Origin of the sequence: Paenibacillus sp. FSL M7-0896 (assembly GCF_037975415.1) — a bacterium.
Taxonomy (GTDB): domain Bacteria; phylum Bacillota; class Bacilli; order Paenibacillales; family Paenibacillaceae; genus Paenibacillus_AQ; species Paenibacillus_AQ silagei.
In genome coordinates, this window is sequence record NZ_CP150250.1 from 6,203,939 (window position 1) to 6,218,546 (window position 14,608).

Genomic DNA, 14,608 nt, shown 5'->3' on the forward strand with positions numbered 1-14,608 from the left:
CAGATAACTTACTTTTCAGCTGGTTTTATGATTTCCGGAGGCTTTCGCTTCATTCTCAAGGGAGGCGAAATAAGCGATCTTATGGTCAATCTTCCGGGCAAAGCTCTGAAAGAACTTAATTTTCTCATCGATATGCTGTTTATGCTCCTGCAGCAGTCTGCGCTGGTCGGGCAACGCTTCTTTGCCTTCCTGCGAGAGCGCAATGAATTGCTTAATGTCCGCTATAGCCATTCCGGTATCCTTCAGGCAGCAGATTAGCGAGATCAGCTCCAGATCCTCATCATTGAAGCAACGGTTACCGTTCACATCCCTTGCCACAACCGGCAATACACCCTCCCGTTCGTAGTAACGCAGCGTATATTGGCTCAGTCCGCTTTTTTGTGCTATGGTTTTGATACTGTATCCCATCCGTACAAGCTCCTCTCTGCCAGCCGTTGCCGGCTTCACCTATATGTAAAGGTAACACCAATCCGTTTCTATGAACAGCCACTCTATGATTCTATTGACTTACACCTAACTCTAAGGTCTAAGCTTACACTATACCTTCATTTAAGGAGTGAATAATTAATGGTAAAAAGAATTAATGTGGCTAACGGTACACTTGAGGTGTCCGAGATTTCACTCGGCTGTATGCGGATCGCTGATTTGTCTCCCAAAGAGGCTGAAGTCCATATCCACAGCGCCCTAGAGGTGGGCATAGACTTTTTCGACCATGCGGATATTTATGCCGGCGGCAAAGCGGAGGAAGTATTCGGTAACGTACTGGCTGCAAATCCCGGCATGCGCGACCGGCTGATGATCCAGGCCAAATGCGGCATCCGCAATGGCTTCTTCGACTTCTCTAAGGAGCATATCGTGAGCTCAGTAGAGAACAGCTTGAAGCGGCTGCAGACCGATTATGTAGATGTCCTTCTCCTCCACCGCCCCGATACCCTGATGGAGCCGGAGGAAGTGGCCGAAGCCTTCGATGATCTGGAGCGCAGAGGGCTGGTCAAGCATTTCGGCGTCAGCAACCAGAACCCGCTGCAAATTGAGCTGCTGAAAAAGAATGTCAAGCAACCTCTCCTGTTCAATCAGCTTCAGCTCAGCATCATGGTTACCGGCATGATTGATGCCGGCTTCAATGTGAACATGACCAATGCGGGTTCCGTAGTCCATGATGGTGGAATCCTGGAATACAGCCGCCTGCATGATATGACCATCCAGCCCTGGTCACCGTTCCAATATGGCTTCTTCGAGGGCGTATTCCTCGGCAACGAGAAGTTCCCTAAGGTGAATGAAGTGATTAACCGTATCGCGGAGGACAAAGGAGTGACCGACACCGCGATCGCCATCGCCTGGCTGCTCAGACACCCGGCCAAAATGCAGCCGATTGTCGGCACCACCAACACTACCCGCCTGCTCGATATCGCCAAAGCTTCAAGCATCACCCTCAGCCGCGAGGAATGGTACGAGATTTATCGCGCAGCGGGGAATGTGCTGCCTTAAACCAGACCATCTGTATGAAAGACCCGCAAATCCTCTTTAGAAAGGGGTTTGCGGGTCTTTTTGTATTGCACCCATGACTTCAAGCAAGTTTTATAATAGGCACTTGCAAAAAATTTTATATCATAATACGCTTTTCACAGACATCGATGTACTTATATTTAGAAGGAGAACAAGTATGAATAACAGAATTCTAGATTTCGAGAATCTGATTAAAACAGAGTATGGCAATATTGCAGGTATTGTAGTACTGCTCGGCAGCGAAAAGGTATATGAAGGCTATTTTGACGGCTACACCGCTGACGATCCGATCCATATTGCATCGGTGACGAAGAGCGTTGTGTCTGCACTGATCGGCATTGCCATAGACAAAGGCTATATTAAAAGCATTGACCAGAAAGTATTGGAATTTTTTCCTGATTACACGGTCAAACGCGGTGAAAAAACGATACAGAATATCACAATAAAAAATATACTGACAATGACCGCACCGTATAAATACAAGTCGGAGCCATATACAAAGGTCTATACCAGCGAGGACTGGACCAAAGCTGCGCTGGACTTGTTGGGTGGCAAGGGCGATCCTGGAGGATTCAAGTATTCCACAATCGGCCTACAAGTCCTGTCGGGAATCCTCACCAATGCAACCGGCCAATCTGTACTTGATTTTGCCACAGAACATCTGTTTAAACCACTTGGAATCAAAGCGCCCCCTAATGCGAATATACATTGTAAAGAAGAGTATTTGGCGTTCCTCAAAGATAAATTTGTTAATGGTTGGATCATAGATCCCAAAGGAACGAGCACCGCCGGTTGGGGACTTACCTTAACCCCCTTGGATATGGCAAAGATCGGTCAGCTATACCTAAATGAAGGTTTGTGGAACGGCAAGCGAATGCTATCCGCAAAATGGATCAAGGACAGTACCCAAGAAAACAGCCGATGGGGAGAGTTACCTTACGGGTATTTATGGTGGATTGTTAACAATGAGGGACAAGGTTGTTATGCGGCTTTGGGCGACGGCGGAAATGCGATTTACGTAAATCCCGACAAGAAAATCGTAGTTACGATTGCTTCCCGTTTCATGCCGCGTGCGAAGGACAGAATTGAATTGATTACAAAGTATATCCTACCGTTGTTTGAGCCGACAAAGGAGTAACCGACATCACCCTCAGCCGCGAGGAATGGTATGAGATTTACCGCGCAGCCGGGAATGTGCTGCCTTAACGAAGAAGGCAAAAAATACACCGCCAGCTTTAGACGAAAGTTAAAGTCTGGCGGTGTTTTCTTTAACTACCTCGCGATTGGACTTGCTTTTTTACCCATCTTATAAATTCCAATCCACGCTAACATTAATAAGATCTGAGCCAGAACAACCAGCCACAATACTTCTGTGAAACCTCCTATGAGGCAAAATATAGTGTTAACCAGGGGGAACCCTAAGAACGTAAACATGATCGGAAAATCTTTTTTGGGCGTGATTGAATAATTCGCCTTCCGGTCCCAGAGCTTTGTGAAAGTTAATGCTAAAACTCCGATTGTAATTATAGAAAGTGCAATCAACATCACCCATTGCATATTAGATTCTCTGGCGAAGAACGGCCCCATGTAATTAAAGAAGTTGGATAACGGGGAGAACATACAAGCCAATGACGCAAGGGACGCCAGAAACGGATAGATGTAACCCACGGTTTTACTGTAGCCTTTCTTTTTATGCCACCATTCCCCAATTAGAATAAAGACGGTCCAATATCCCGCGATATAAATCCATCCTGTAAAATTCATCACGGGCTCCCCGTAGATTTGAGGTTCACCGGCCAGCGGATAATAAGTCCATCTTGCAATGGTTCCATCCATGGTCTCAAAAATCTGTTTAACGGCCACCGGGTCGAGTGAAAAGTCAAACACCATCGCACTTAATCCCGTAATAAACGGTTTCGTCCATGACGGTATATTTACAGACTTTAGAACACGCAAAGTGGAATAAATAATCAAGAACTCAATAATAGGGACAGTAATTGGTATGTTAAACAACATTAAAATACTGCGCCCATAGGCGTAGAACCCTTCCCCAAGCGATGAAGCCGTAATTTCAAAAACGGCGGCGTAAAAGAACACAAAACCTATAAATTGCAGTAAAACCGTTTTGGGATGTGTTTCCTTATCAAGGATATAGAACACCATTAGGACAGCAGCAATTAAGACAAGAATGTCTTGAATAACCCATACAGGCACTACAGTTATACTACCCATTTTCTTCCTCCAATTAATTTAATTTGAATCGAATGTTTAAATAAATTATAATATCATCATGTTAGTTAAACAACAGGCTGTTCGTTTGGATTATGTTAGTTATTATACAATTCATATTAGATTTGTTCATTTACTATTTTATTATTTTAAATTAGGAGGATACGATGTCAGACAAAAAAACAGATCACCGGGTGAGATATACAAAAATGGTTATCAAAGAAAGCTTGTTGAAGCTGCTGACAGAGCGGTCTATCAATAAAGTTACCGTGACCGACATTTGCAGCGAAGCAGGCATTAATCGCAACACCTTTTATTCACACTATGCGAATCAGTTCGAGCTTCTTTCGACGATCGAAAATGATCTTTACGAAGACATTAAGCAAGTTGGGATGAGTTCGTCCAATCCTCAAAAGCTATCTTATGAATTATGTAAGTATATAAAAGCGAATAAAATGATATGTGAGGTTCTGTTCTCCGAGCATGGCGATAAAGAATTATTAGAAAGAATCCTTTATATCAGTCACGATTTAACGATTGAGCGATGGAAGCAGGAATTAAAATATTTTGATCCGCAATTATTTGAGTCCTGGTATACGTTCACCGCTCATGGCAGTATAGCCATTATTAAAAAGTGGGTGAGTAGTGGCCTGAAGGAAAGCCCGGGTAAGGTCGCAGCTTTTATTGATAAAGCCACAGAGGCAGTATCCAAGGCTTTTTATTCCGAGGAAATATAAATCATAAAAAATGAAGCGGTCCCTCTTTTTTGCGGGCCGCTTCTCTGCTCTTTTGCCAACATTCATTTTCATTCCGGCTGATCCGGTTGATCTTTTGCTGCTTGTATAAGTGCGGCCTCTTTCGCTGAAAGCTCATTTATCTATTAGGCTGGAAGGGCCATTCATGGCTGTAGACATCGGATATCTTTTCCAGCACTTGCTTATCATATTATGTGAATTTCAATCACGACTGAGGTTGTCCGCCGCATGGACTGCGCCTTGTTCGTGCCGGGTCAAGATATGCTTGAAATCCGGCTGATGTACCATCGCATCATAAATATAGAGCACATTTCCGCCAGGATAACCGAATACGCACTCTACGTCTTCCTGCATCAAGCCGCGCAAAAGCACCTCCGAACCGGTGATATATTCCCCTGCTGGCATGGTTGTTTCATCCGTCATTCCTAATTGCTGTTCCATGGGGCAGCCTCCTTTGCAAAATAAAACCCCTTTCCTCCTGAGCAAACTGACAGCGGTCAGCTCGTACAGGGACGGAAGGGGATTGTTTCGCGGTACCACCCAGGTTTACTGCAATCTCGCTTTCTGATAGTAGCATAGACTCGTTTTTTTCAAATCAAATGAATACCTTTATGCTCAGATGAGAGGTACGTTAGCGATAGAAGTCAACCATATCTCCAAACAACTGTTTAATAAATTCAAGCTCGCTTTCGTTATATTTCCCCAAAAATTCGTACATTCTTTGCTTTTCCTTCGCATGAAGCTCATCATGAGCAGCAAATAGCTTTTTGCCGACAGACGTTAGCCGAAAATACACTTCCTTTTTGTTGTCGTTGAGCTGGGCTTTTCGAACCCAACCTGCCTTTAGTAATTTATTTGCGATCTTGGAGGTATTTCCTTTGCTTAAATTTATTCTCTCCGCGATGGAAGTGAGATTGATCGGCTCCTGCTCACCGATGCACGCAATGATGTGCAGTTCCGTCATATTCAAGCTGAATTCCGACTCAATATATTTCCGGATATCCTCCAGGTATGTGGCAGTTATTCGGGTTTCATATTGCTCTTTTTGCTCAAGAAACTGAACGAAAAATTCATGAATGGCGGTTTTGTTCTTATTGGCAGTATCCATGATTATACTGGCTCCTCAACTTGTTTTTATTATTATATCATAGATTGTTCTCTGTGAAACAAATGTTCATACACTTATTGATATTGGGGTTGACAAGACAAATAGCAACAAAGTAAACTGATATTGTTTCATATGAAACAAAAGTAGAATATAATTTTCATCACACTTGTTTTAACAGGCAGTAAAAAAGGTTCCAACGAAACAATAATTGATGAAGGAGGTTTACTGGAAATACTTGACCACTTTTCAAGAGAAGATTTATAAATATGGGAATGGAGCCTACCTGCCTATGGAAATTGTGAATCCGAAGATATTGACGGACAAGGTTACATCTGTAATTTCTCATGTCGTGGTAACTACTGCCTCAAAACTGGCTTTCATCTCAGGTCAGGTTTCTGTAGATGAATCAGGAGCATTGATCGGTTCAGGGGACTATTACGCGCAAGCGATTCAAGTGTTCACCAATCTTAAATATGCATTGGAAGCCGTGCAAGCGGATCCCTTGTGCATTGCAAAAATGAATATTTTTGTCGTTAACCACAGCCCGGATTTGATTTCGATTATTTTTAAAGCCGGATTTCATGTGTTTGGCCCTAACTGGCCGAAGACAGCGAGTACCTATATAGGCGTTCAAGCACTAGCCGATCCTGAATGGCTTATCGAAATAGACGCTATCGTGATCTTCCCATAATGTATAAGAAAAGAGGTTATTGATATGAAATATGAAGTCATCCTGATCGGTGGCGGTCCTGTCGGCATGATGTTGGCTGGAGAATTGGCCTTAGCCGGTGTAAAGGTATGCGTCATTGAGCGACTAAAGGCGACAACCCCATTTTCACGTGCGCTTACCGTACATCCACGCACGCTTGAAATATTAGATATGCGTGGAGTGAAATCACAATTAATCAAGCAAGGCCGCTTACTTTCGAAAGGACATTTCGCCGGATTAGAAACTCCTTTGGATTTCTGGGCATTGGATTCTTCTTCCAATCATACCCTCTTTTTACCGCAGAGTGAGACGGAGAAGGTGCTGGAGGACTGGACTCTTAGTCTTGGCGCGGAGGTCTTGAGAGAGGTTGAGGCTCTGTCTGTGCATCAGGATGAGAATGGGGTCAACGTTAAGATCGCGGGACCGCATGGAGAAACAACGTTAAGATCAGCTTATGTGGTAGGTACGGATGGAGCCAGAAGCTTGGTTCGCAAACACGCAAATATATCCTTTGAAGGTACAGATGCGACCTTCACGGCTATTCTGGGGGATGCCGTTCTATCTGATTTGGCTCCTATGAGTGTCATATCCCGAATTACAGAACAAGGATTGGTCAGCATCATTCCAATACATGATCATATCTATCGAGTCTTGATGATCGATATGGAGAGACGTAACGTCTCCAAGGATGAGAGCGTTACATTGGAAGAATTTCGTTCATCGCTCATCCGTACGACCGGAAGCGACCTGGGATTGAACGATGTGAATTGGATGTCCCGATTTGGAAATGCTACACGGCAAGCGGGACGCTATCGGAATGGTCGATTGTTCTTGGCGGGAGATTCGGCGCACATTCATTTTCCCGCTGGTGGACAGGGAATGAACGTCGGCTTACAAGAAGCGATGAACCTAGGCTGGAAGCTTGCAGGAGCAATCAAAGGCTGGGCTCCAGACTGGCTATTAGACAGTTATCATGCCGAACGTTTTCCATGGAATACGGCCTTGCTCCGGAATACCGAGGTCCAAACCCTGCTTCTGGACGTGACGCCTCTCATCACGGAACTGCGAAGCATGCTGGCTAATCTGATTCAAATACCGGAGGCTAATTATCAAATCGCTGCACAAATTTCCGCCCTGGACGTACATTATGCACCCGACGCTGAAGCGCGTTCCCATCCTTTAAACGGGAAACGTTTCAAAGATCTAAGCTTAAAGCTGAAAGACGGGCAATTAATTAACTCCTATCCACTCCTGCACAAAGGTACTTTTCTTCTGTTGCATTTCCATTCTAATGAACAGAATAGCGGTCAATGGGAAACGTATAGCAACCTTCAAGTTGTACATGCCTCTTTAGCTGAGGCTGACGCGGATTGGAACGACGTCCACACGGCGCTTATTCGGCCGGATGGACATATTGCCTGGGCGATTTCTCTATCCGATCCAAATCCAATTCAAACCATAAAAGAAGGAATCATTCGCTGGTGCGGAGACATCACCGTGTAGTAATTCGGGATAAACTAAAATCACGCAGTGTTGTCTTGCTAGGATCGAAGCCAAGGAACTCCCGGTGGCGCTCGTTATCCATGACCGGCCGGCGGAGTTGGCGACTGGAGGAACTTTTGCGGTAGGGGAAATGATCCAGAAAAATAAGAACAGCCCATTAGATGAAAAATCTAATGGGCTGTTCTTACTAAAAATAATACCGGCGAGAGGACTCGAACCTCCACGGTTTCCCACTCGATTTTGAGTCGAGCGCGTCTGCCATTCCGCCACGCCGGCGTATACATATATAATTTCCAAAAAAATAATGGAGGTGCCACCCAGATTTGAACTGGGGATAAAGCTTTTGCAGAGCTTTGCCTTACCACTTGGCTATGGCACCACATGAAATGGAGCGGACGACGGGAATCGAACCCGCGACCCTCGCCTTGGCAAGGCGATGCTCTACCGCTGAGCCACGTCCGCATATAATGGCTGGGGATATAGGAATCGAACCTATGAATGACGGAGTCAAAGTCCGTTGCCTTACCGCTTGGCTAATCCCCAATATATTTTTTAAAAGAAAATGGGGCGACCGATGGGTCTCGAACCCACGAATGCCGGAACCACAATCCGGTGCGTTAACCCCTTCGCCACGGTCGCCATGTGAAGCTTTTAAGTTGTATTGCTATGTAATTCTTATAAAAGAAATGGGGCGACCGATGGGTCTCGAACCCACGAATGCCGGAACCACAATCCGGTGCGTTAACCCCTTCGCCACGGTCGCCATATGATTCTTTTATATGAAATTACTTGGCAGGGGCAGCAGGAATTGAACCCACACCAACGGTTTTGGAGACCGTTGTTCTACCTTTAAACTATGCCCCTAAAAAATGGTGGAGGCTGATGGATTCGAACCACCGAACACGTACGTGAGCAGATTTACAGTCTGATGCGTTTGGCCACTTCGCTAAGCCTCCACGGTATGGTGCCGGCGAGAGGACTTGAACCCCCAACCTACTGATTACAAGTCAGTTGCTCTACCAATTGAGCTACACCGGCATATTAAGTTGTGTATGGTGGCGCGGGAGGGAATCGAACCCCCGACACAAGGATTTTCAGTCCTTTGCTCTACCGACTGAGCTACCGAGCCATAAAAGTAATTTTGAAAAGATGGCGGAACCGACGGGATTCGAACCCGCGATCTCCTGCGTGACAGGCAGGCATGTTAGGCCAACTACACCACGGTTCCAAATTGGTTGCGGGGGCAGGATTTGAACCTGCGGCCTTCGGGTTATGAGCCCGACGAGCTACCGGGCTGCTCCACCCCGCGTCATTGAACAAAATCTATTCGATTAAGATAGATGGTGGAGGCTGAGGGGTTCGAACCCCCGACCCTCTGCTTGTAAGGCAGATGCTCTCCCAGCTGAGCTAAGCCTCCATGTATCAGTTCAAAAAAAATGGTGACTCGTATGGGATTCGAACCCATGTTACCTCCGTGAAAGGGAGGTGTCTTAACCCCTTGACCAACGAGCCATGCTGTGTAAAAAGTATTGCTACGGAGAGAGAGGGATACTCTTCACTTCGTTACGAGATTGCGAAGCAGTGCTAACGAAGCCTATGCTCCAACGAACCACTTAGGGTTCTCATCCCTATTCAAAGAAGTATTGCTACGGAGAGAGAGGGATTCGAACCCTCGAGACGCTTGTGGCGCCTACACGATTTCCAATCGTGCTCCTTCGGCCAAACTCGGACACCTCTCCATATGGCTCCCCGAACAGGACTCGAACCTGTGACAACTCGATTAACAGTCGAGTGCTCTACCAACTGAGCTATCAGGGAATATACATATCAGGCTTGATCGCCTGAAAACTGAATCCGAAACGAATCTGCGTCTTAGAAATTTGGATAAGCCCTCGACCGATTAGTATTGGTCAGCTCCATGCATTGCTGCACTTCCACCTCCAACCTATCTACCTCGTCGTCTTCAAGGGGTCTTACATACTGGGAAATCTCATCTTGAGGGGGGCTTCACGCTTAGATGCTTTCAGCGCTTATCCCGTCCGTACGTAGCTACTCAGCCATGCTCCTGGCGGAACAACTGATGCACCAGCGGTACGTCCATCCCGGTCCTCTCGTACTAAGGACAGCTCCTCTCAAATTTCCTGCGCCCACGACAGATAGGGACCGAACTGTCTCACGACGTTCTGAACCCAGCTCGCGTACCGCTTTAATGGGCGAACAGCCCAACCCTTGGGACCTACTTCAGCCCCAGGATGCGATGAGCCGACATCGAGGTGCCAAACCTCCCCGTCGATGTGGACTCTTGGGGGAGATAAGCCTGTTATCCCCAGGGTAGCTTTTATCCGTTGAGCGATGGCCCTTCCATGCGGTACCACCGGATCACTAAGTCCGACTTTCGTCCCTGCTCGACTTGTAGGTCTCGCAGTCAAGCTCCCTTATGCCTTTGCACTCTGCGAATGATTTCCAACCATTCTGAGGGAACCTTTGAACGCCTCCGTTACTCTTTAGGAGGCGACCGCCCCAGTCAAACTGCCCGCCTGACACGGTCCCCGTACCCGATGAGGGCACTAGGTTAGAACCTAGATACGATCAGGGTGGTATCCCAACGGCGCCTCCGCAGAAGCTTGCGCTCCTGCCTCCACGGCTCCCACCTATCCTGTACAGATCGTACCCAAATTCAATATCAAGCTGCAGTAAAGCTCCATGGGGTCTTTCCGTCTTGTCGCGGGTAACCTGCATCTTCACAGGTATTAAAATTTCACCGGATCTCTCGTTGAGACAGCGCCCAAGTCGTTACGCCATTCGTGCGGGTCAGAATTTACCTGACAAGGAATTTCGCTACCTTAGGACCGTTATAGTTACGGCCGCCGTTTACTGGGGCTTCGGTTCACAGCTTCGGGTTTAACCCCTAACCGCTCCCCTTAACCTTCCAGCACCGGGCAGGCGTCAGCCCGTATACTTCGCCTTACGGCTTCGCACAGACCTGTGTTTTTGCTAAACAGTCGCTTGGGCCTTTTCACTGCGGCCCCCTCGGGCTATTCACCCTACCGAGGCACCCCTTCTCCCGAAGTTACGGGGTCATTTTGCCGAGTTCCTTAACGAGAGTTCTTCCGCGCGCCTTAGAATTCTCTTCTCGCCTACCTGTGTCGGTTTGCGGTACGGGCACCTTCTCCTGGCTAGAGGCTTTTCTTGGCAGTGTGAGATCATGACCTTCGCTACTGTAATTTTCGCTCCCCATCACAGCCCAGCCTTACGATGTGCGGATTTGCCTGCACACCAGCCTCACTGCTTAGACGGACATCCATCAGTCCGCGTCACTACCCTCCTGCGTCACCCCATCGCTCATAGCGGATTACGGTGGTACAGTAATTTCAAACTGTTGTCCTTCGACTACGCCTGTCGGCCTCGCCTTAGGTCCCGACTTACCCTGAGCGGACGAGCCTTCCTCAGGAAACCTTGGGCTTTCGGCGGATCAGATTCTCACTGATCTTTTCGTTACTCATACCGGCATTCTCACTTGTATGCTGTCCAGCGCTCCTTACGGTACACCTTCAACCCACATACAACGCTCCCCTACCCCAGATGCAAAGCATCTAGCCATAGCTTCGGTGGTGTGTTTAGCCCCGTTACATTTTCGGCGCAGAGTCACTCGACCAGTGAGCTATTACGCACTCTTTCAATGGTGGCTGCTTCTAAGCCAACATCCTGGTTGTCTGTGCAACTCCACATCCTTTCCCACTTAACACACACTTGGGGACCTTAGCTGATGGTCTGGGCTGTTTCCCTTTTGACAATGGATCTTAGCACTCACTGTCTGACTCCCGGCAAGAAGTAAATGGCATTCGGAGTTTGACTGAGCTTGGTAACCCTTGCGGGCCCCGCACCCAATCAGTGCTCTACCTCCACCACTCCATTCACCGAGGCTAGCCCTAAAGCTATTTCGGGGAGAACCAGCTATCTCCGAGTTCGATTGGAATTTCTCCGCTACCCCCACCTCATCCCCGCATTTTTCAACATGCGTGGGTTCGGGCCTCCAGTGCGTGTTACCGCACCTTCACCCTGGACAGGGGTAGATCACACGGTTTCGGGTCTACGTCCACATACTCAGTCGCCCTATTCAGACTCGCTTTCGCTGCGGCTCCGGCTTCTCACCTTAACCTTGCATGTTAAACGTAACTCGCCGGTTCATTCTACAAAAGGCACGCCATCACCCATAAAGAGGGCTCTGACTTTTTGTAAGCACACGGTTTCAGGTTCTATTTCACTCCCCTTCCGGGGTGCTTTTCACCTTTCCCTCACGGTACTGTTTCACTATCGGTCGCCAGGTAGTATTTAGCCTTAGCAGATGGTCCTGCTGGATTCATACGGGGTTTCACGTGCCCCGCACTACTCGGGATCCGTCTCGGAGAGAACACAGTTTAGGCTACAGGGCTTTTACCTCTATCGCGGGCCTTTCCAGACCTCTTCGCCTACCCTATTCCTTTGTAACTCCATGTGAGACGTCCCACAACCCCAAGAGGCAAGCCTCTTGGTTTAGGCTGTTCCGCGTTCGCTCGCCGCTACTGACGGAATCACTATTGTTTTCTCTTCCTCAGGGTACTTAGATGTTTCAGTTCCCCTGGTCTGCCTCTGCGTATCCTATGTATTCAGATACGAGTAACTGCGAATTACCACAGCTGGGTTTCCCCATTCGGACACCCCCGGATCAAAGCTTGCTTACAGCTCCCCGAGGCAGTTTCGTTGTTCGCCACGTCCTTCGTCGGCTCCTGGCGCCTAGGCATCCTCCGTGTGCTCTTAGTAGCTTAACCAATGCGTTTTCCCTAAGGAAAATCGCTAGTATCGCCATTAATATGAAACTTGTTTACACAAGTTCAGCTTAAAGGAATGTTCTAAAACGCAAATTCGTTTCGGTATCCAGTTTTCAAGGATCAAGTTTAAAGATGAGAGCTTAAACTCTCAAAACTGACCAACGAGTGAGCATTCGAACCCAAGGGTTCTATTGTGGAAGCAAAGCTTCCGATTTGAATGTCTTCATTGCAGAAGACGATTCTCCATAGAAAGGAGGTGATCCAGCCGCACCTTCCGATACGGCTACCTTGTTACGACTTCACCCCAATCATCTACCCCACCTTCGGCGGCTGGCTCCCTTGCGGGTTACCCCACCGACTTCGGGTGTTGTAAACTCTCGTGGTGTGACGGGCGGTGTGTACAAGACCCGGGAACGTATTCACCGCGGCATGCTGATCCGCGATTACTAGCAATTCCGACTTCATGCAGGCGAGTTGCAGCCTGCAATCCGAACTGAGACCGGCTTTGCTGGGATTGGCTCCACCTCGCGGCTTCGCTTCCCGTTGTACCGGCCATTGTAGTACGTGTGTAGCCCAGGTCATAAGGGGCATGATGATTTGACGTCATCCCCACCTTCCTCCGGTTTGTCACCGGCAGTCACTCTAGAGTGCCCAGCTCAACCTGCTGGCAACTAAAGTCAAGGGTTGCGCTCGTTGCGGGACTTAACCCAACATCTCACGACACGAGCTGACGACAACCATGCACCACCTGTCTCAACTTTCCCCGAAGGGCACCTGATGCATCTCTGCTTCGTTAGTTGGATGTCAAGACCTGGTAAGGTTCTTCGCGTTGCTTCGAATTAAACCACATACTCCACTGCTTGTGCGGGTCCCCGTCAATTCCTTTGAGTTTCAGTCTTGCGACCGTACTCCCCAGGCGGAGTGCTTACTGTGTTAACTTCGGCACCAAGGGTATCGAAACCCCTAACACCTAGCACTCATCGTTTACGGCGTGGACTACCAGGGTATCTAATCCTGTTTGCTCCCCACGCTTTCGCGCCTCAGCGTCAGTTACAGCCCAGAAAGTCGCCTTCGCCACTGGTGTTCCTCCACATATCTACGCATTTCACCGCTACACGTGGAATTCCACTTTCCTCTTCTGTACTCAAGTCACCCAGTTTCCAGTGCGACCTCAGGTTGAGCCCAAGGTTTAAACACCAGACTTAAATAACCGCCTGCGCGCGCTTTACGCCCAATAATTCCGGACAACGCTTGCCCCCTACGTATTACCGCGGCTGCTGGCACGTAGTTAGCCGGGGCTTTCTTCTCAGGTACCGTCACTCCGGTAGCAGTTACTCTACCGGACGTTCTTCCCTGGCAACAGAGCTTTACGATCCGAAAACCTTCATCACTCACGCGGCATTGCTCCGTCAGGCTTGCGCCCATTGCGGAAGATTCCCTACTGCTGCCTCCCGTAGGAGTCTGGGCCGTGTCTCAGTCCCAGTGTGGCCGTTCACCCTCTCAGGTCGGCTACGCATCGTCGCCTTGGTGGGCCGTTACCCCACCAACTAGCTAATGCGCCGCAGGCCCATCCCCAAGCAGCAGATTGCTCCGCCTTTCATTCTTCTCTCAGGAGAAAAAAGAAATTATCCGGTATTAGCTACCGTTTCCGGTAGTTATCCCAGGCTTGAGGGCAGGTTGCCTACGTGTTACTCACCCGTCCGCCGCTAAGCAAGAATGAAAGCAAGCTTCCATTCAAACTCCGCTCGACTTGCATGTATTAGGCATGCCGCCAGCGTTCGTCCTGAGCCAGGATCAAACTCTCCAAATTGGTATTTAGAAAGAGCGATTGCTCATTTTGAAACATCTGACGAGAATGGTTACATTCTCTAATTTTGGATCTCGCCGAAGCGATCTCCGATACTCACTCGTTGTTCAGTTTTCAAAGATCAAGTTCATCTTCCGTCGCCGTTTTTTGTTTCAGCAGCGACCTTTATAATATATCACAGCA

Annotated in this window: 8 protein-coding genes, 16 tRNA genes, 2 rRNA genes and 1 pseudogene; 5 read left to right on the top strand and 22 right to left on the bottom strand. The window is 48.0% G+C overall.

The annotated features are described in order from the left end of the window. Positions 1–15 precede the first annotated feature (15 nt). Positions 16–408: a MerR family transcriptional regulator gene (locus MKY12_RS26695; protein ID WP_339311578.1), complete on the bottom strand. Its 393-nt coding sequence runs from the start codon at positions 406–408 to the stop codon at positions 16–18. Positions 409–567: 159 nt separating this feature from the next. Between MKY12_RS26695 and MKY12_RS26700 the strand changes: the two genes are divergently transcribed. Beyond that, positions 568–1,488, top strand: a complete 921-nt coding sequence (locus MKY12_RS26700) for an aldo/keto reductase (RefSeq protein WP_339311579.1) — start codon at positions 568–570, stop codon at positions 1,486–1,488. Between the two features lie 175 nt (positions 1,489–1,663). Then, entirely contained in the window at positions 1,664–2,644 is a 981-nt protein-coding gene (locus MKY12_RS26705) for a serine hydrolase (RefSeq protein WP_339311580.1), read from the top strand. Positions 2,645–2,778: 134 nt separating this feature from the next. On the opposite strand, the gene MKY12_RS26710 is transcribed toward MKY12_RS26705, so the two are convergent. Further along, positions 2,779–3,738 (bottom strand): carotenoid biosynthesis protein, encoded by a 960-nt coding sequence (locus tag MKY12_RS26710; protein ID WP_339311581.1) that lies wholly within the window; start codon positions 3,736–3,738, stop codon positions 2,779–2,781. Positions 3,739–3,902: 164 nt separating this feature from the next. Between MKY12_RS26710 and MKY12_RS26715 the strand changes: the two genes are divergently transcribed. Then, positions 3,903–4,472 (top strand): TetR/AcrR family transcriptional regulator, encoded by a 570-nt coding sequence (locus tag MKY12_RS26715; protein ID WP_339311582.1) that lies wholly within the window; start codon positions 3,903–3,905, stop codon positions 4,470–4,472. 225 nt (positions 4,473–4,697) lie between these two features. Here MKY12_RS26715 and MKY12_RS26720 read toward each other — a convergent pair. Further along, positions 4,698–4,931 (bottom strand): annotated as a pseudogene (locus tag MKY12_RS26720) (thiamine pyrophosphate-binding protein); the annotation flags it as partial. A 190-nt stretch (positions 4,932–5,121) separates the two neighbouring features. Continuing rightward, positions 5,122–5,598 carry a MarR family transcriptional regulator gene (locus MKY12_RS26725; RefSeq protein ID WP_076085593.1) on the bottom strand — a complete coding sequence of 159 codons (477 nt, stop codon included), beginning with the start codon at positions 5,596–5,598 and terminating at the stop codon, positions 5,122–5,124. Positions 5,599–5,833: 235 nt separating this feature from the next. On the opposite strand from MKY12_RS26725, the gene MKY12_RS26730 reads away from it, so the two are divergent. Both MKY12_RS26730 and MKY12_RS26735 read left to right on the top strand, forming a co-directional pair. Next, positions 5,834–6,289: a RidA family protein gene (locus MKY12_RS26730; RefSeq protein ID WP_339311583.1), complete on the top strand. Its 456-nt coding sequence runs from the start codon at positions 5,834–5,836 to the stop codon at positions 6,287–6,289. Positions 6,290–6,313: 24 nt separating this feature from the next. Next, positions 6,314–7,810: a monooxygenase gene (locus tag MKY12_RS26735; RefSeq protein ID WP_339311584.1), complete on the top strand. Its 1,497-nt coding sequence runs from the start codon at positions 6,314–6,316 to the stop codon at positions 7,808–7,810. A 197-nt stretch (positions 7,811–8,007) separates the two neighbouring features. Here the strand turns inward: MKY12_RS26735 and MKY12_RS26740 are convergent. From MKY12_RS26740 to MKY12_RS26825, 18 genes are all read right to left on the bottom strand, one after another. Next, a tRNA-Leu gene (locus tag MKY12_RS26740) sits at positions 8,008–8,086 on the bottom strand. Positions 8,087–8,115: 29 nt separating this feature from the next. Then, positions 8,116–8,189, bottom strand: a tRNA-Cys gene (locus MKY12_RS26745). Between the two features lie 8 nt (positions 8,190–8,197). Next, positions 8,198–8,272, bottom strand: a tRNA-Gly gene (locus tag MKY12_RS26750). A gap of 6 nt (positions 8,273–8,278) precedes the next feature. Then, positions 8,279–8,353, bottom strand: a tRNA-Gln gene (locus MKY12_RS26755). A 20-nt stretch (positions 8,354–8,373) separates the two neighbouring features. After that, a tRNA-His gene (locus MKY12_RS26760) sits at positions 8,374–8,449 on the bottom strand. A gap of 48 nt (positions 8,450–8,497) precedes the next feature. Beyond that, positions 8,498–8,573 (bottom strand) — tRNA-His (locus MKY12_RS26765). Between the two features lie 27 nt (positions 8,574–8,600). Further along, positions 8,601–8,674: transfer RNA gene (locus tag MKY12_RS26770), tRNA-Trp, on the bottom strand. Positions 8,675–8,680: 6 nt separating this feature from the next. Then, positions 8,681–8,766, bottom strand: a tRNA-Tyr gene (locus tag MKY12_RS26775). A gap of 6 nt (positions 8,767–8,772) precedes the next feature. After that, positions 8,773–8,848 (bottom strand) — tRNA-Thr (locus tag MKY12_RS26780). A 15-nt stretch (positions 8,849–8,863) separates the two neighbouring features. Continuing rightward, a tRNA-Phe gene (locus MKY12_RS26785) sits at positions 8,864–8,939 on the bottom strand. Positions 8,940–8,960: 21 nt separating this feature from the next. After that, positions 8,961–9,038, bottom strand: a tRNA-Asp gene (locus MKY12_RS26790). A gap of 4 nt (positions 9,039–9,042) precedes the next feature. After that, positions 9,043–9,119 (bottom strand) — tRNA-Met (locus tag MKY12_RS26795). A gap of 32 nt (positions 9,120–9,151) precedes the next feature. Further along, positions 9,152–9,227, bottom strand: a tRNA-Val gene (locus MKY12_RS26800). Between the two features lie 20 nt (positions 9,228–9,247). Beyond that, a tRNA-Glu gene (locus tag MKY12_RS26805) sits at positions 9,248–9,322 on the bottom strand. Positions 9,323–9,459: 137 nt separating this feature from the next. Further along, positions 9,460–9,549, bottom strand: a tRNA-Ser gene (locus MKY12_RS26810). A 3-nt stretch (positions 9,550–9,552) separates the two neighbouring features. Continuing rightward, positions 9,553–9,628, bottom strand: a tRNA-Asn gene (locus MKY12_RS26815). A 62-nt stretch (positions 9,629–9,690) separates the two neighbouring features. Continuing rightward, positions 9,691–12,618, bottom strand: a 23S ribosomal RNA gene (locus MKY12_RS26820). A 249-nt stretch (positions 12,619–12,867) separates the two neighbouring features. Then, positions 12,868–14,428, bottom strand: a 16S ribosomal RNA gene (locus MKY12_RS26825). Together the 16S and 23S rRNA genes with 16 tRNA genes alongside form the textbook arrangement of a ribosomal RNA operon. Between the last annotated feature and the right edge of the window lie 180 nt (positions 14,429–14,608).